This window comes from Flavobacterium ginsengiterrae (assembly GCF_039539785.1).
In the GTDB taxonomy this organism is placed as follows: domain Bacteria; phylum Bacteroidota; class Bacteroidia; order Flavobacteriales; family Flavobacteriaceae; genus Flavobacterium; species Flavobacterium ginsengiterrae.
Map to the genome: position 1 here is coordinate 1,351,678 of NZ_BAABDU010000003.1, position 19,245 is coordinate 1,370,922.

The window sequence follows — 19,245 nt, forward strand, 5'->3', positions numbered from 1 at the left end:
TAAATTATGAAGATTAAAAAATTACTTTTTCACTTTTTGTTCTTTTGCTTTTTCATGGCAAATGCCCAAACAGCCAGTATAAAAAATGCAGATAAAAAATACGATAGTTACGCTTACGCGGATGCTATAAAAGCGTATGAAAAGTTAGTTGAAAAAGGATTCAGAGACGAAAAAGTTTTTCAAAGACTTGCTAATTCCTATTACAACATAGGAGAATTAAAAGAAGCCTTAAAATATTATCAGGAATTATTTATTCTAAATGAAAATCAGGAAGCAGAATATTTGTATAAATATGCACAATGTTTAAAATCAGAAGGAAACTACACAAAAGCCGACGAGATTTTAGAAAAATTCAGCCAAAAAGCATCTTCAGATAAAAGAGCCGTTTTATTCTTAAAAAATAGAAATTATCTGGAAGATATTAAATCAAATTCAGGCCGATTTGATATTGCCGATGCCGGAATCAATTCAAAAGACTCAGATTACGGAAGCACTATTTTAGGAAATCAATTAATATTTACATCAGCAAGAGACACGGGTTCTATAGTAAAGAAAAATTTTAAATGGACAAATAAAGCCATTTCAACTTTATATGCAGTCGATTTAAATCCAGACGGAAGTATAGGAAAACCAATGTTGTTTCATAAAAACAACCTAAAAGTAAATTTCAATCAGTCTACGCCTGTTTTTACAAAAGACGGAAAAACGATGTACTTTACAAGAAACAATTCTGTAAACGGCAAAAGAAGACAAAACGAAAATAAAGTAACTTTTTTAAAAATTTACAAAGCCGTTTTAATTGGCGACGAATGGAAAGAAGTACAAGAACTTCCATTTAACAGCGACGAATACAGCGTGGCACATCCGGCATTAAGCGTTGACGAAAAAACATTATATTTTGCATCAGATATGCCGGGAACGTTAGGGCTTTCGGACATTTTTAAAGTGAGTATCGAATCAAACGGAACTTATGGGAAACCTGAAAATTTAGGTCCTGAAATTAATACAGAAGGAAGAGAAACTTTTCCTTTTATATCTGATGAAAACGAACTTTATTTTGCCAGCGACGGACGTCCGGGTCTTGGCGGACTTGACATTTATGTTTCTAAAATAACAAAAGAAGGAACTTTTGATGAAGTTCAAAACGTTGGAGAACCCATAAACAGCAAACAAGACGATTTTGCTTTTATCATTAACAGCAAAAACAGAAACGGTTTTTTCTCTTCTAACAGAACAAACGGCCACGGACTTGACGATGTGTACCGATTTACAGAAAACCGAAGATTAATTTGCGAACAGCAGATTTCTGGAACAATTACAGATCAGGAAACAAACGAACCTCTTTCTAATGTTGCCCTGATTTTATTTGATGAAATGGGAAAATCAGCAGTCGAAGCAAAATCAGATGCTAATGGAAATTATGTTTTTTCGAATGTAAAATGTGGTAAAAAATATTTCATAAAAACATCAAAAGAAGATTATTTGTTTAAAGAAGTTACTACGACTCTTAAAAAAGCAACAGGATCAGTTTCTCTGCCAATTGCTTTAGAAAAGAAACCAAAACCAATTACTGCAATTCCGGTTGTAATAAAAACAAATAATTCGATTAAACCGGTTAAAGTAACAATTGCAGTTGGAACCGATTTAGGGAAACTTTTAAAAATCCCAATGAACTTTTTTGATCTTGGAAAAGCTACAATCAAAAAAACATCAGAACCACAATTGCAAAAAATGGTTGATATGTTAAACCAATATCCAACCATTAAAGTAGATATTCGTTCGCATACCGACAGCCGTTCGTCAACAGAAAGCAATCAGATTTTATCTGACAAACGTGCACAATCAACTAAAAACTGGCTTGTAAGTAAAGGAATCAACGAAAACCGCTTAACAGCAAAAGGATTTGGAGAAACACAATTAGTAAATAAATGTGCCGATGGTGTAAAATGTACAGAACAAGAACATCAACAAAACAGACGAAGCGAGTTTATAATCGTGAGTTTGTAATTATATAAAATTAAAAGGCTGTTTGAAATTATTTTCAAACAGCCTTTTTTAATTTCCTACAAATTTATAGAAACATAATATTTTATAAAAAACAATTAGACAATTGCGATCAGCCTCAGCGAGGCAAATAAAGTTTGTAATGGCTGAATTGTGCATGACCCAGCTGGGTGAGATATGTTTCGCTCCGCAGGAGCTTTATTACAGGGATCTATGTTTTAATCTATAAATATTTTACTCCTCCGGAGCATCAGGATTCAGTTTATATTAAACAATCAGATGATTTTAAAAATCCGATCATTCCTAATATTTATAAACAAAAGCACCAGCGGGGTAAAATATTTATAGAAAACATTTGAAATTAAAAAGAACTCCGTTAGGAGTTACAGGTCGGTAGCAAGAAAATTTCCACAAGCATTTTGTCCTGTAGGGACAATATGTTTTTGAGCCTAGCAATGTAACATTATATTATTATAGTTTTATGCATTAACATTTTTAGAATCTTCAATAACCAAATCGCTGATTTCACTCAAAAACTCAAATTCATCCAAAGGAAACATTTCTAAAACGGTTTCCAAAATTAAAGATACATTGATTTGATTTCGATTTGTCATTGAAATTTTGTGTGCATCATGATCAAGTGCCAAAATGCACATTTTTAACATATTGGTTATTACACATCCTAATTCATAATAATTGACAAACTTAATTTTAGCTATATTATTTCCTGTTTCATCATTCGCTGGTTTTAGCGTTCGAAAGTATATTGCTGTTAACTTTTTAAGGTATTCTAAATTTTTAATTTCATTGGTTTGCATGATATTTTTTTTGTAAATATAAGACTATATTTAATAACACGACATATATGTCGTGCTTAATTTTTCCACAGTTTAATAGATTTGATTGTGGAAAATAATAAATATGAGTCAGAGATTATTAAATTAGGTCTACTGATAAAGGAACTTCGAGTAAAAGAAAAGATCACACAAGAACAATTGTCAACATTATGTAATGTTGATGCAAGAACTATTCAGCGTATTGAAAAAGGACAGCAAAATATTACTATCAGCCTGCTTTTTTCAATAGCAGATTCATTGAAAATAGAATCTAGTGTATTAATAAGTAAGATATTTTCAGAAAACCCCAAATAAATTAATAGACTATTTTACAATTAAATCCCTACGGGATATTTTTGAGGCAGGGTTGTATATGTTTTTCTACCGACTGTGCTACCAACCTGTAACTCCTAACGGAGTCTTCTATAGAATTCAAAAAGAACTCCGTTAGGAGTTACTGGTCGGTAGCAAAATATCCACACCCATTTTGTCCTGTAGGGACAATTCAGTAATTTATGTGTAAAATATTGAATTGGTTTATGTTGCAAATCAAAACGTTAAAAAAAACATATTTCTTCAAAAAACAACCCTAAATGATTTCTTTCTTTAATGTATAATTTTGAAAACCTAAATTTTGATGTATTTTGTTTAAAATGAATTAGTTGTAAGTATTAAAAGTAGTTTTTGGTGCAAATCGTGTCTGTTTTTATCATAACTTTATAAAACTAAAATTTTTGAGATTATGACAGTAGACCAAATACTAAAAGCAAAAGGGAGAAATGTTTTTTCAGTACGTTCAATAACAACTGTTTATGAAGCCTTAAAAGTTATGGGCGAAAAGAACATTGGAGCCATTCTTGTTATTGACGGAACCGACTTAAAAGGAATTTTATCTGAAAGAGATTATGCCCGAAAAATTGTTTTAAAAGACAAATCATCCAAAGAAACATTGGTGCAGGAAATTATGGAAAGCAACGTTTTTTCGGTACAGCTTTCAAATAATATTGATGACTGCATGGAACTCATGAGTTCAAAAAGAATAAGACACTTACCTGTTTTAGAAAACGGAATTGTTGTTGGAATTATCTCTATAAGCGATGTTGTTAAGGCTATTATAGAAATCCAAAAAGATACAATTCATCACTTAAACTCTTATATCTCACAATAAACACTTCTATAAAAATACTTTTAAAAATAGTCCCCTCGCTGCGGACTATTTTTTTTTGATTATTCTATTTTGATATTTTAACAAAAGAAAGCAGTAAAAGCTCACCATTTTAAACTAAGACTTATATCTTTGTAAGCTAGAATAAAAGCTAAAATAATGAACAAAGAGAGTAAAAAAAGAGAGGCATTACAGTACCACGCTGAGCCAACTCCAGGAAAAATTCAGGTAGTTCCAACAAAAAAATACGCAACCCAGAGAGACTTATCGCTGGCATATTCGCCGGGAGTTGCAGAGCCATGTTTAGCAATTGCAGAAAACGTTGAAGATGTTTACAAATATACAGCAAAAGGAAATTTAGTAGCTGTAATTTCAAACGGTACAGCAGTTTTAGGACTGGGAGACATTGGGCCGGAAGCAGGAAAACCTGTAATGGAAGGAAAAGGTTTATTATTTAAAATATTCTCTGATATTGACGTTTTTGATATCGAAGTTGATACAAAAAACGTAGAAGAATTTATTCAAACGGTTAAAAATATCGCTCCAACTTTTGGAGGTATTAACCTTGAAGATATCAAAGCACCGGAATCTTTCGAAATCGAAAGAAGACTTATCGAAGAATTAGATATTCCGGTAATGCACGATGATCAGCACGGAACAGCAATTATTTCATCGGCAGCCCTAATCAATGCACTTGAATTAGCAGGCAAAAAAGCCGAAGATGTAAAAATGGTAGTTTCGGGAGCGGGATCTGCTGCAATTGCCTGTACAGACTTATATGTATCATTAGGTGTAAAAGTAGAAAATATCTTAATGTACAACAGTAAAGGGCTTTTAACAAAAGACAATCCTTCACTTTCAGATTTACAATTAAAATATGCTATAGATGGAGCTAAAATTGAATTGGTTGAAGCTGTAAAAGGTTCAGACGTTTTCATTGGTTTGTCTTCTGGAAATATTTTATCGCCTGAGATGTTATTATCAATGGCAAAAAATCCGATTGTTTTTGCAATGGCAAATCCAAATCCGGAAATCGATTATAATTTAGCGGTAGAAACCCGCAAAGACGTTATTATGGCTACAGGCCGTTCTGATTTTCCTAATCAGGTAAACAACGTTTTAGGTTTCCCTTATATTTTTAGAGGAGCATTAGACGTACGTGCTACAAAAATTAACGAAGCTATGAAAATGGCTGCTGTAAAAGCATTGGCTATTTTAGCAAAAGAACCGGTTCCAGAGCAGGTTAACGTAGCTTACGGAGCGACAAAATTAGGTTTCGGACAAGAATATATCATTCCAAAACCATTTGATCCGCGTTTGATTACCGTTGTGGCACCTGCAGTTGCAAAAGCAGCAATGGAATCTGGAGTAGCAAAAAATCCTATTACTGACTGGGCAGCTTATGAAGACAAACTTCGTGAGCGCATGGGTAACGATAATAAAATGGTGCGTTTAATTACAAACCGTGCCAAATTAGATCCTAAAAAAGTTGTTTTTGCAGAAGCAGATCAATTAAATGTATTAAAAGCAGCACAAATTGTGCACGAAGACGGAATTGGTATTCCGGTTTTATTAGGAAGCAGAGAAACTATTTTAGAGTTAAAAGCTGAATTAGGCTTTGATGCCGAGCTTGAAATCATTGATCCAAAAACGGATGGTGAAGAAGCAAGACGTAACCGATTTGCAGAATCTTTCTGGCAGTCAAGAGGGCGCAGAGGCGTTTCTAAACTTGATGCTGAGAAGTTTATGCGCGAAAGAAATTATTTCGCTGCCATGATGGTAAACGAAGGAGAAGCAGATGCACTTGTTACCGGTTATTCTAGAAGTTATCCAAGTGTTGTAAAACCAATGCTTCAACTGATCGATAAAGCACACGGAGCTTCACTTATAGCAACTGCTAATATGATGCTTACATCACGCGGACCAATGTTCTTGTCAGATACAGCAATCAATATTAACCCTTCATCTGAAGATTTAGTAAATATTGCACTTATGACAGCTAAAACGGCAAAAATGTTCGGAATTGAGCCTGTAATTGCAATGGTTTCTTACTCAAACTTTGGTTCATCATCTCATCAAAATGCTTCAAAAGTGAGAGATGCAGTTGCCTATTTACACAAAAATCACCCGGATATGGTCGTAGATGGTGAGATTCAGGCAGACTTTGCTTTAAATTCTGAAATGCTTCAGGAAAAATTCCCATTCTCTAAATTGGCAGGTAAAAAAGTAAATACGCTGGTATTCCCTAACTTAGAGTCGGCTAATATTACTTATAAACTGATGAAAGAATTAAATAAATCAGCTTCTATCGGGCCGATTATGATGGGAATGGATAAACCAGTTCACATTGTACAATTAGGAGCAAGCGTTGAAGAAATGGTTAATATGGCAGCAATCGCGGTTATTGACGCTCAGGAAAAAGAAAATAAAAAGAACAAATTAGCAAAATAATCCAGTAAAAAATAGGACAAAATAATATTGTCCTATTTTTATTGCATTTTTACTATATTTGAAATCTTACTAAATTATATTATGATAGCACATTTGCAGGGAAAATTAGTTGAAAAGAATCCCACAGAAGTTGTAATTGATTGCGGCGGAGTAGGATACCATGTAAATATTTCATTACATACTTTTTCATTAATTCCTAATGCTGATTTTATAAAATTGTATACGCATCTTCAAATTAAAGAAGATGCGCATACTTTATACGGTTTTGTCGAAAAATCTGAACGTGAGATATTTAGAATGCTTATTTCGGTCTCAGGAATCGGAGCTGGTATTGCCAGAACGATGCTTTCTTCAATAGAACCAAAACAAATTATCAATGCGATTGCCTCAGGAGATGTAGGCGTAATTCAGTCTATAAAAGGAATTGGAAACAAAACTGCACAGAGAGTAATCCTTGATTTAAAGGAAAAAGTGTTAAAGTTGTACGATTTGGACGAAGTTTCTGTTGTCCAAAACAATACAAATCGAGATGAAGCGTTATCTGCTTTGGAAGTTTTAGGATTCGTTCGCAAAACTTCTGAAAAAGTAGTGGAGAAAATCGTAAAAGAAGATCCTGAAGCTACTGTAGAAACCATCATCAAAAAGGCTTTAAAAAGCTTATAAAACCAATTTATATAACCAATTTGTATGCGTAAAATTTGTATTTTTTTACTGGTTTTATTTTGTGGTAACGTTTTGCGGTCACAAGTAAAACCGGCGGTTCAAGATACAACAAAGACTCAGTTTTCTGTAGGGAAAATGGAGTTAGAAAATCCACCAAGCATACTTTCCGCTTACAAATACGATCCGGTTACAGACCGCTACATTTATACCAAATCTGTAGATGGTTTTTCTATAGATTATCCTTTAGTTTTAACACCGCAGGAATACGAAGATTTACTTTTGAAAGAATCAAGAAGAGATTATTTCAGAAAAAAAATGGATGCTATTGACGGTAAAAAAACCGGAGCCGAAGCTGCCAAAAAAGATTTACTGCCAAGATATTACATTAATTCAAGTCTTTTTGAAAGCGTATTTGGAAGCAATACCATTGATGTAAAACCTACAGGTTCTGTCGAAATGGACTTGGGTGTTCGATACACCAAACAAGATAACCCGGCATTTTCACCCCGAAACAGATCGAGTCTTACTTTTGATTTTGACCAGCGAATCAGTATGAGTTTAATGGGGAAAATAGGAACAAGACTGGAAGTAAATGCCAATTATGATACACAATCAACTTTTGCCTTTCAAAACCTGTTTAAACTGGCCTATACTCCTTCTGAAGATGATATTATTCAAAAAGTAGAAGTTGGTAACGTAAGTATGCCTCTTAACAGTACGCTTATTCGGGGCGCACAGAGTTTATTTGGGGTAAAAACACAATTACAGTTTGGAAGAACAACCGTTACAGGTGTTTTCTCTGAACAAAAATCACAGACAAAAAGCGTAGTAGCAGAAAACGGAGGAACAGTTCAAAACTTTGATTTGTTTGCTCTCGATTACGATAATGATCGTCACTTCTTTCTTTCACAGTATTTTAGAAATAAGTACGATGCTTCATTAAAAAATTATCCGTTTATTGACAGCCGTGTTCAAATTACAAGATTAGAGATTTGGGTAACCAACAAACAAAATCGTGTAACGACAACCGGAGGAGGAAACAATTTAAGAAATATTATAGCACTTCAGGATTTAGGAGAAGCTCAGGTTACTGGAGTTCCAGACAATGAAGTTGTTGTAATAAGTTCTACAGCGGGATTCTTCAATAATCCAATTGACAGTCCAACTAGTAATACCAATAACAAATACGATCCGGCTACAATTGGTCAGGCAGGATCTTTTCTGAACTCTAATATTCGAGAAATCGTAACAGCAAAATCAGGTTTCAATAATACAAACGTAAGTGAAGCCACAGATTACTCTGTATTAGAAAATGCCAGAAAATTAACAACAAACGAATATACTTTCAACCCGCAGCTGGGTTATATTTCTTTGCAACAGCGTTTGGCAAATGACGAAATTCTGGCTGTAGCTTTTGAATATACTGTAGGAGGAAAAGTATATCAGGTTGGAGAATTTGGAAGTGATGGTGTCGATGCAACTGTAGTTACAGGAAGTAACAACACAAATCAAGCGATTATTACGCAGAGTTTAGTTTTAAAAATGTTGAAAAGTAATTTGACAAACGTTAAAAATCCGGTTTGGAACCTGATGATGAAAAACGTTTATCAAATTCCTCAGGCATATCAAATTAAACAGGATGATTTTAGATTAAACATTCTTTATACAGATCCGTCGCCAATAAACTATATTACACCAGTTCAGGGATCGACATTCCCTTCAAATCCAACGGCAGATATGAAGGTTGCAGATACACCTTTATTGAATGTTTTCAACTTAGACCGTTTAAATTATAATAATGACCCGCAAGCCGGCGGAGATGGTTTCTTCGATTACATTCCGGGAGTAACTGTCGATGTACAAAACGGGCGTGTCATTTTTACAACAAAAGAACCTTTTGGAGAATTGATTTTCAATAAACTGCAAACAAGTGGAGGAGAAAATTACAACGATCCTACAACGTATAATGCGAATCAGCAGAAATATGTATTTAGAAATATGTATCGAAATACACAGGCTGGAGCTTTGCAGGATAGCGATAAAAACAAATTCTTACTTAGAGGGAAATACAAGTCATCTGGAAGCAACGGCATTCCAATTGGTGCTTTTAACGTACCGCAAGGTTCAGTAGTGGTTACAGCTGCAGGACGTGTTTTGGTAGAGGGAATAGATTACAGTGTGGATTATCAATTAGGAAGAGTACAAATTCTTGATCCTTCACTTCAGGCCTCAAATACACCAATTGAAGTTTCACTTGAAAACAATTCCATCTTTGGCCAGCAAACCAGAAGATTTATGGGATTCAATATCGAACATAAAATTTCTGATAATTTTGTCATTGGCGGTACCTATTTAAAAATGACAGAAAGACCATTTACTCAAAAATCAAGTTATGGTCAGGAATCTGTAAACAACACCATTTTTGGATTTAATGGTAACTATTCAACAGAAGTTCCATTCTTGACTCGTTTAGCAAACAAACTTCCAAACATTGATACAGATGTACCGTCAAATCTTTCTATTCGAGGAGAAGTTGCTTTCTTAAAACCAGATGCGCCAAAAGCAAGTGAGTTTGAAGGAGAAGCTACAATTTATGTTGATGATTTCGAAGGTTCGCAGTCAACAATTGATATGCGCTCTGCTTATGCGTGGAGTTTAGCTTCAACACCATTTATTAATTCATTAAACGATAATACTTTTAACGCTAATTCTAATACTTTAGAATATGGTTACAAAAGAGCAAAATTATCATGGTATACAATCGATCCGGTATTTTATTCTTCAAAACCATCAGGTATTTCAAATGATGATTTATCATTAAATACCACCAGAAGAGTTTACAGTCGAGAATTATATCCAAATACAGATATTGCACAAGGACAAATTCAGGTTGTTAATACACTTGACTTAACCTACTATCCGTCAGACAGAGGACCATATAATAATAATCCAAGTTTCTCATCAAGTAATCCGTCAACCAATTTTGGAGGGATTATGCGTGCTTTAAACTCTACTAACTTTGAGCAGGGAAATGTAGAATATATTCAATTTTGGGTTCTCGATCCTTATGTAGGAACTGGTCAGTCTCCGGCAACAAATGCGGGTAAAATTTATTTCAATTTAGGTGAGATTTCTGAAGACGTTTTAAAAGACGGAAGAAAACAATATGAAAACGGATTGGGTCCAGATCAGGTTATGGTAAATCCGCAGCCGCTTTGGGGAGACGTTCCGGCATCGCAGTCGTTAATTTATGCTTTTGATACCAATCCAGATAACAGAAAAAATCAGGACGTTGGTTTAGATGGTCTTCCAAGTTCAAGAGAAGGTTCTGTATATACTAATTATGCAGGAGAATCAGATCCCGCAGCAGATGATTATACATATTACCTAAATGCAGATGGCGGTGTTTTAGAAAGATATAAAAACTATAATGGAACCGAAGGAAACTCAGCAGTAAGTATTAATGATCCTAATCGTGGTTCTACAACGCTTCCGGATGTTGAGGATATTAACCGTGACAACACCATGAGTACCATTAATGCATATTATGAATACAGCATTGATGTAAAACCGGGAATGCAGGTAGGAGAAAATTATGTTACTGATATTAGAGAAGTCTCAAATGTCGATCTTCCAAACGGAGGAACAACAAATGCAAGATGGATTCAGTTTAAAATTCCTGTTTCACAACCGCAAAATACAATTGGAAATATTACAGATTTTAGATCTATTCGTTTCATGCGTATGTTTATGACTGGATTTAACGATCAGATGACTGTTCGTTTTGGAGCGTTAGATTTAGTAAGAGGCGAGTGGAGAAGATATACAGGAACACTTGATGCAAACGATCAAAACCCAGATGATGACGGGGTAGAATTTGATGTTGCAGCGGTTAATATTCAGGAAAACGGAACAAAATGTCCTGTAAATTATGTAATGCCTCCAGGAGTACGAAGAGAGCAGTTGTATAACAATAATACGGTTATTAATCAAAACGAACAGGCATTAGCAGTTAGAGTAGGCGGTGCGGGATTACAATATCAGGATTCGAGAGCAGTTTTCAAAAACGTAAGTGTTGACATGCGTCAATACAAAAAACTGAAAATGTTTTTACACGCAGAATCTCTGCCAAATGAGGTTACTTTAGAAGATGACGAAATGATTGGTTTTATTCGTTTTGGAAATGACTTTACACAAAACTTCTATCAGGTTGAAATTCCGTTAAAAGTTACTAAAACGGGAGGAAGCTGTACGATAAGTCCAGATTTAGTTTGGATGGATGCCAACAGTATTGATCTAGCTCTTGATTTATTAACAAGAATGAAAATCAAAGCAATGAATATTGATATTAATTCTTCTAAAAGAGATATCAATGGAATTTACTATCCAGATAATGATCCAGATTTAGATGGTGGTGACGGTGACAGCAAGTTAACTTTAGGTATTAAAGGTAATCCTAACTTTGGTTTGGTACGAAATTTAATGGTGGGTGTAAAAAGCAGGGCTGACCATAAAGATATTAAAGGAGAGGTTTGGTTTAATGAACTTCGTTTGGCCGACTTAGAAAACAAAGGCGGTATGGCGGCAATATTAAATATTGATACCAATATGGCCGATTTTGCAACTGTTTCTGCAACGGGTAGAAAAAGTACAATTGGTTTTGGTTCATTAGAACAAGGTGCCAACGAGCGAGATCGTGAAGATGTACAACAGTATAATATTGTAACAAACTTAAATTTAGGAAAATTACTTCCTAAAAAATGGGGAATAAACCTACCGTTTAATTACGCAATTGGCGAAGAAGTAATTACACCAGAATACGATCCGTTTAATCAGGATATTAAATTAGATCAGTTAATTAGAGAAACTACAGATCAGGCAGAAAAAGACAATATAAGAACTCGTGCTATAGATTACACAAAACGTAAAAGCATCAATTTTATTGGTGTTAGAAAAGACAGAGCGCCAGAGCAGAAACCGCATGTTTATGATGTGGAGAATTTTACTTTCTCGCAATCATACAATCAGGTAGAACGACATGATTATGAAGTTGCAGATTATGAAGATGAACAATCAAATACAGCTGTAAATTATGCTTATACGTTTCAGCCAAAAGAGGTGGTTCCGTTTAAGAGTAATAAATTTATGAAGAAAAGTGAATATTGGAAACTGCTAAGTGATTTCAATTTTAATTACCTTCCTTCAAATATATCTTTTAATACTAATATTTTAAGACAAAGCAACCGTCAGCAGTTTAGAGAAGTTGAGGTTGAGGGAATTGGTCTTGATCCGTTGTACAGAAGAAATTTTGCATTTAATTATCAATACGGATTTGGTTTTAATCTTACCAAATCTTTAAAACTAAATTATTCTGCAACATCAAATAATATCGTTAGAAATTTCTTAAATGATGATAATTCGCCAAAAGAAGATTTTAATATCTGGGATGATTATCTTGATTTGGGAACTCCTAATCAGCATGCACAGCAATTGGTTTTAAACTATGAAATTCCAATTAATAAAATTCCAATTTTCAGCTTTGTTAAGGCTAGTTATTCATACACGGCAGATTATATGTGGCAGCGTTCTTCGACAGCATTTTCTGAATACGAAGATCCAAATGGAAATGTTTTTGATTTAGGAAATACAATCCAGAATTCAAATTCAAACACACTTACCACAACCCTTAATATGAATATGCTGTATAAATATTTGGGTTTAACGCCCGGAGCAAAAAAAGCAGCAAAACCGAAACCGGCAGCGCCGCCAAAACCAGGTGAAAAAATTGTAAATACAGCAAAACCAGTAGTAAGTTCTAGTCCGTTTTATGATGGTTTAATTGGTGTTTTGACAAGTATTAAAAACGTTCAGATAAACTATACTAAAAACAGCGGAACTGTTTTACCGGGTTATACGCCAAGTGTTGGTTTCTTAGGAACTTCTAAACCAAGTTTAGGATTCATTTTTGGAAGTCAGGACGATGTACGTTATGAAGCTGCAAAAAGAGGATGGTTAACAACATATCAGGATTTCAATCAAAGCTTTACACAGGTTTCTAATAAACTATTAAAAGTTACAGCAAATATTGATTTACTGCCGGATTTAAAAGTTGATTTGTCAATGGATCGTTCATATTCTGAAAACACTTCAGAACAATACAGCGTAGATCCGTCAACAAATGAATACAAACCATTATCACCTTACACTTACGGAATGTTCTCTATATCGACTGTTATGATAAAAACAGCATTTTCTACAAGTGATGAATACGAATCTGCAGCATTTGATGATTTTAGAAATAATCGTTTAGTAATTGCCAATCGTCTGGCAGAAGGACATTATGGTTCAGGAGTGGCAATTCCGAGATATGGAGATGCTAATAATCCAATTCCGGCAGAAACAGATCCAAACTATGCTGTTTATGTAGCTAATCAGGGATATCCTATTGGGTATACAAAAAGTAATCAGGCTGTTTTATTGCCAGCTTTCTTAGCAGCATATACAGGCGCAGATGCTTCAAGTTCTTCAACGAATATTTTTAGAAGTTTCCCAATTCCAAACTGGAGTATTAAGTATAATGGATTAATGCGTTACAAATTCTTCAAAGATAAGTTTAAGCGTTTTTCATTGCAGCATAATTACAGAGCATCGTATACAATAAATCAGTTTAGATCTAACTTTGACTTTAACAGCTCACCAAAAGTGCAGGATGTGAATACCAATTTCTACAATGAAATTATCATGTCAAATGTCAATTTAGTTGAGCAGTTTAGCCCGCTTATCAGAATGGATTTTGAGTTGAAAAGCTCATTGCGCGTTCTTTCTGAAATTAAAAAAGACAGAGCTTTATCGATGAGTTTTGATAATAACTTATTGACAGAGGTAAAAGGAATGGAATATATAATTGGTCTTGGATACCGTTTTAAAGATGTTATTTTTTCATCAAGACTGGCTGATAATCCTACCGGAATCATTAAAAGTGATATTAATATTAAAGCTGATTTTTCTTTAAGAAATAATGCGACATTAGTTCGTTACCTGGATTACGATAATAATCAGCTTGCGGCGGGGCAGAATATCTGGTCGTTGAAATTAACAGCAGATTATTCATTTAGTAAAAACTTAACGGCAATATTCTATTACGATCATTCGTTTTCAAAAGCAGTTATATCAACATCATTCCCGTTAACAAATATCAGATCGGGTTTTACGCTTCGATATAATTTCGGAAATTAAATTTCGGTTTCTAAACCATTATTATTAGAAGATTATTACATTTGTTGCAGAATTATTAAAATATCAATTTTCAAACATACTATTATGAGCATACCAGCAAATTTAAAGTACACAAAAGATCACGAATGGGTTAGCATCGAAGGCGATGTAGCGACTGTAGGAATTACTCATTTTGCGCAAAAAGAGTTAGGAGATATCGTGTATGTTGAAGTAGAAACTTTAGATCAGACACTTACTAAAGATGAGGTTTTTGGAACAGTTGAAGCTGTAAAAACAGTTTCTGATTTGTTTTTACCTTTAACAGGGGAAATTATTGCTTTTAATGAGGAATTAGAAAGTGCTCCTGAAACGGTAAATTCTGATCCTTACGGAGCTGGATGGATGATTAAAATTAAAATTGCTGACGCATCAGAAATAGATACTTTATTATCTGACGAAGCTTATAAACAACTTATCGGTGCCTAAACAATTATTGTTAATCTGGGCAATACTATGCTCAGGAGTTATTGCTTATTTTTGTTTAACAGATTCAAGTAATCTTCCTGTAGTTAATTTTCCCAGCATTGACAAGATAGTGCATTTTTGCTTTCATTTTGGTTTTACAATTTCCTGGATTGTGTTTTTTAAAAAAGAACTAAAAGGAAAAGATGTTAATGATTATAAAGCTTACTTTATTTCGTTTATATTTTCGGTTTTTTTCGGAATAACAATCGAAATCCTGCAAAGTGTTTTAACAGTAACAAGAGCATCAGATGTAACCGATGTTTTAGCAAATGCACTCGGAGCAATTGTGGCCGTTTTTACAGCGATAGCTTTAAAAAAACAGATCGACAGAATATAAGAATATAATTACCCACTTCGGTGGGTTTTTTATTGGAAAAAAATCAAGCTTTAGAAAAACGTATTTTTTCTGAATTATAATGTACTTTTGCGCCATTCGATCTAACTTCAATAGTATGAATATTAAGCAATACTTAGATTCAACGTATTTAAAAACAGCATCTCAGGCCGGAATTTCGGAAGAGGAAAATAATGTTGTTGTTAAAAATGCAATTTTAGAAGCAATTCAGGAAGGATTTAAGCTTATAATGATTCGTCCGGAATATGTGAGTCTGGCAAAAGAAATGATCCTGAAAGCAGATTCGACTTTGCTTGTAGGAACAGTAATTGATTTTCCAGAAGGGAAATCAAGCTTAGAAACCAAAATTAAAGAAGCAAACGAAGCCATAGAAAATGGTGCCGACGATTTAGACTTTGTGTGTAATTATGAAGCGTTTAAAAATGGAGATACTGCTTTAGTAAAACAAGAAGTTTTAATTGGTACACAAATAGGACTGGCAAATAATAAAACAGTAAAATGGATTATTGAAACAGCTGCCTTAACGGATAAAGAAATTATTCAGCTTTGCGTTTTAATAAAAAATGTAGTTATATCGAATTTTAAAGAAGATGATTATGCTTCGGTTTTTGTAAAATCATCTACAGGTTTTTATAAAACAGAAAACAATCTGCCAAACGGAGCAACGGTTCCTTCAATAATTATGATGTTAGAAAATGCTTCGCCTCTGCCAATTAAAGCGGCCGGCGGTGTGCGTTCTTATGAAGATGCCATACAAATGATTCGTTTAGGAGTTAAGCGAATTGGAACTTCGGCGGCAAAAGCAATTGCGAACCGAGAAAATACCACAAATCAATACTAATAAAAGCCCCAAATTTACGTGAATAAGTTTTTTTTATCTTTTGTTATCATTTTTCCCTTATTTGTTTTTTCCCAAGAAACAAATATAAAACAAGGTTTTACGGCTGAGCAGTTTCCAGTTTTTCCAAACTGTGAAAACCTGCAGGCTAAAAATCTTGAAAATTGTTTTTACAGAGAAGTGCAGGATTTTGTCTACAATAATTTTGAAGTTCCGGCAGATCTTAAGCAAAATAATTACAAAGGTGAAGTTAGAGTACTTTTTGAAGTTGATGCAAATGGTGAATTTAAAGTAATTTATGTAAATGCGATAAACGATCCTCTGGCAGAAGAAGCAAAACGTGTTTTTGGAAAGTTTCCAAAAATTAAACCTTCGACTTATAACGGAAGACCTACTTACTCAAAATATACCATTACAATCGATATTCCTTTAAAAAATGCCGATCAGATTGCTGCCGAAGCTTTGGCTGCATCCGAAATTTTAAAGCCAATTGAAAAACCAATGACAGAGCTGGATAGTATTGTATATAAAAAATACAATATGCCGGAATTTGATAGTCATTTAAATATTCCATTCTCTCATAGTTATTATGCGCAGTTCGACGGGGCAATGAATCAGGTAGGAAGTAATAATCACACCGCTTCAAAACCGTATACGTATGCCGAGGTTTCAAAGTATTACAATTTAAAAGCAGTAAATCAATCTCTGCAAAAAAATGTTTCGACCTGGCTTGGAAGAAAATGGTGGAATGAAAATATGGTGCAGATTCAGGGAGAAGATTACTGGCTGGCGTTAAATCCAATTGTTGATTTGCAATTAGGAAAAGCTTCAGATCTAGATGCCTCTTATTCGTATGTTAATACACGTGCATTAAATTTTAGAGGAGGTTTAGGAAAACAAATAAACTTTACCACAACAGTTTTTGAAAGTCAGGGACGATTTGCAGGTTATTATAATGATTATGCAGAAACTTTAAAACCTTCTGGTGGGAATCCCGCGATTATTCCGGGAATGGGAATTGCAAAACGATTTAAAACAGATGCTTATGATTTTCCTTTGGCAGAAGCTAATATTACATTTGCGCCAAGCAGAATTTTTGATTTTCAGTTAGGTTACGGCCGAAATTTTATAGGTGATGGATATCGTTCTTTACTGGAAAGTGATGGAGCAAGTCCTTATCCATATTTTAAAATCAATACTACTTTTTGGAAAATAAAATATACAAATACGTACATGTGGCTTAAAGATGTGCGCCCAGAAGTAACGGCAGAGAAAACGTATGCCACAAAGTTTATGGCTAATCACTATTTAAGCTGGAATGTTTCTAATAGATTAAATTTAGGTTTCTTTGAGTCTGTAGTCTGGACAGATACCAATAACAGAGGTTTTGATATAAATTTCGTAAATCCGATTATTTTTTATCGTTCAGTCGAATTTGGTTCTTCATCAAAAAGCGGAAACGCTCTCTTAGGAGCAACAGCGAAATATAAATGGAGCAATAATGTAAATCTGTATGCTCAGTTCTTGCTTGATGAATTCTCTGTAAGCGATATGGGAGCTGGAGAACAAAGCTGGAAGAATAAATTTGGATATCAGTTAGGAGCGAAATATTTTAACGCCTTTGAAGTTAAAGACTTGTTGCTGCAGTTAGAATATAATCATGTTCGTCCTTATGTGTATTCTCATAGTGCTGTTATTACAAATTATGGACATAATAATCAAAGTATTGGACACCAATGGGGCGGGAATTTCAATGAATTAGTTGCAATTGGCCGCTACCATAAAGGACGTCTTTTTGCCGATGCTAAATTTACGATGGGAACAAGAGGTTTAGATTTTGATAATGCTCAGGACAGCTATAATTACGGAGGAAATATTTATAAAAGTTATGACGAAAAACGTCCGTATGATAAAGGAGTTAAAGTAGGGCAGGGTAACAAAACCAGTGTTTTTATAGCAGATATTCAGGGAGGATATTTAATAAACCCAATAACAAATTTAAAATTATTTGGAAGTTTTATTTACAGAAACTTTGATCCAACTCAGGAAACGGCAACAACTTTTAAGCAAAGTACAACATGGTTTACTATCGGATTGCGTTCGGATATCTTTAATTGGTATTTTGATTACTAGGATTTAATAAGATTTTTCGAAATAATAGTGTTAAAGATTGGCAAGTTCCTATTCTGTAAAGGTTTTATTGAAAAAAATCTAAATTTATAGGTCTAAATTCTACAATCTAATTTGTACATTTGCAGCACTCAAAAAAAATATACAAAGACTACGGTATTGAACGCTGCTAAAAATACATTTTCAATAAAATCAATATTTCTGGATTTCAAAGAGATTACTAAAGCTGGTTTGGCTATTAGTGTTTTGTTCTCTTCAATAGCCGGATATTTATTAGGAGTTAATGACGAACATCCATTTCAATGGAGTGTTTTGATTATTTTGGCAATTGGAGGTTACTGTATGGTTGGAGCTTCAAATGCTTACAATCAGGTAATCGAAAAAGATATCGATTCATTAATGGATCGAACAAAAAATCGTCCGGTTGCTTCCGGGCGCATGTCAAAAGTTACAGCATTAATCGTTGCAAGTCTCCTTACTATTATTGGAATTGTGCTTCTTTATACAATCAATGCTAAGTCGGCGATGTTTGCTGCGATTTCGATATTCTTATACACCAGTATATACACACCTTTAAAAACCGTAACTTCATTATCTGTTTTTGTGGGTGCTTTTCCTGGAGCAATTCCATTTATGTTAGGATGGGTTGCCGCAACAGGAGAATTTGGCATCGAAGCCGGAACACTTTTTCTAATTCAGTTTTTCTGGCAGTTTCCTCATTTTTGGTCAATAGGCTGGTTTTTGTATGATGATTACGCAAAAGCAGGTATCTTTATGCTTCCAACCGGAAAAAAAGATAGAAAAACCGCTTTACAGGTTATTTTGTATACGATTTGGTTAATAATTGCTTCTTTGTTACCGGTTTTAGGGTATACAGGACAATTGTTTATTTCGCCGGTCGCTGCAGTTTTAGTGTTTTTATTAGGTTTATGGATGTTGTTTTATGCAGTTCGTTTGTATCAATTGCGAACACCAAAAGCGGCAAGAACATTAATGTTAGTGAGTGTGTCATACATTTCATTATTGCAGATTGTGTTTATAGTAGATAAATTTTTAAGATAGT

12 protein-coding genes are annotated in these 19,245 nt (G+C 34.1%); 11 read left to right on the forward strand and 1 reads right to left on the reverse strand.

The window, feature by feature from the left end:
* Positions 1-6: 6 nt before the first annotated feature.
* Complete coding sequence (locus ABD859_RS08720) at positions 7-2,007, forward strand: OmpA family protein (RefSeq protein ID WP_345143011.1); 2,001 nt, start codon at positions 7-9, stop codon at positions 2,005-2,007.
* A gap of 476 nt (positions 2,008-2,483) precedes the next feature.
* Here ABD859_RS08720 and ABD859_RS08725 read toward each other — a convergent pair whose 3' ends face one another.
* Positions 2,484-2,822 carry a hypothetical protein gene (locus ABD859_RS08725; protein ID WP_345143013.1) on the reverse strand — a complete coding sequence of 113 codons (339 nt, stop codon included), beginning with the start codon at positions 2,820-2,822 and terminating at the stop codon, positions 2,484-2,486.
* 87 nt (positions 2,823-2,909) lie between these two features.
* On the opposite strand from ABD859_RS08725, the gene ABD859_RS08730 reads away from it, so the two are divergent.
* The 10 genes from ABD859_RS08730 to cyoE all read left to right on the forward strand — a co-directional run bounded on the left by ABD859_RS08730 (position 2,910) and on the right by cyoE (position 19,244).
* Positions 2,910-3,155 (forward strand): helix-turn-helix domain-containing protein, encoded by a 246-nt coding sequence (locus tag ABD859_RS08730; RefSeq protein ID WP_345143016.1) that lies wholly within the window; start codon positions 2,910-2,912, stop codon positions 3,153-3,155.
* 427 nt (positions 3,156-3,582) lie between these two features.
* Complete coding sequence (locus ABD859_RS08735; protein ID WP_345143019.1) at positions 3,583-4,008, forward strand: CBS domain-containing protein; 426 nt, start codon at positions 3,583-3,585, stop codon at positions 4,006-4,008.
* A gap of 156 nt (positions 4,009-4,164) precedes the next feature.
* Entirely contained in the window at positions 4,165-6,456 is a 2,292-nt protein-coding gene (locus ABD859_RS08740; protein ID WP_345143021.1) for an NADP-dependent malic enzyme, read from the forward strand.
* A gap of 81 nt (positions 6,457-6,537) precedes the next feature.
* On the forward strand, positions 6,538-7,119 hold the full coding sequence (ruvA, locus tag ABD859_RS08745; RefSeq protein WP_345143024.1) for a Holliday junction branch migration protein RuvA: 582 nt from the start codon (positions 6,538-6,540) through the stop codon (positions 7,117-7,119).
* A 24-nt stretch (positions 7,120-7,143) separates the two neighbouring features.
* Positions 7,144-14,355 carry a T9SS outer membrane translocon Sov/SprA gene (sov, locus tag ABD859_RS08750; RefSeq protein ID WP_345143027.1) on the forward strand — a complete coding sequence of 2,404 codons (7,212 nt, stop codon included), beginning with the start codon at positions 7,144-7,146 and terminating at the stop codon, positions 14,353-14,355.
* An 84-nt stretch (positions 14,356-14,439) separates the two neighbouring features.
* Positions 14,440-14,820 (forward strand): glycine cleavage system protein GcvH, encoded by a 381-nt coding sequence (gcvH, locus tag ABD859_RS08755; RefSeq protein ID WP_345143030.1) that lies wholly within the window; start codon positions 14,440-14,442, stop codon positions 14,818-14,820.
* Positions 14,813-15,196: a VanZ family protein gene (locus ABD859_RS08760; protein ID WP_345143033.1), complete on the forward strand. Its 384-nt coding sequence runs from the start codon at positions 14,813-14,815 to the stop codon at positions 15,194-15,196. Before gcvH ends, ABD859_RS08760 begins: the two co-directional genes overlap by 8 nt.
* 115 nt (positions 15,197-15,311) lie before the next feature.
* Complete coding sequence (gene deoC, locus ABD859_RS08765; protein WP_345143036.1) at positions 15,312-16,055, forward strand: deoxyribose-phosphate aldolase; 744 nt, start codon at positions 15,312-15,314, stop codon at positions 16,053-16,055.
* A gap of 18 nt (positions 16,056-16,073) precedes the next feature.
* Complete coding sequence (locus tag ABD859_RS08770; protein WP_345143039.1) at positions 16,074-18,185, forward strand: energy transducer TonB; 2,112 nt, start codon at positions 16,074-16,076, stop codon at positions 18,183-18,185.
* A gap of 156 nt (positions 18,186-18,341) precedes the next feature.
* Positions 18,342-19,244: a heme o synthase gene (cyoE, locus tag ABD859_RS08775; RefSeq protein ID WP_345143042.1), complete on the forward strand. Its 903-nt coding sequence runs from the start codon at positions 18,342-18,344 to the stop codon at positions 19,242-19,244.
* The last annotated feature ends 1 nt before the right edge of the window (position 19,245 follow it).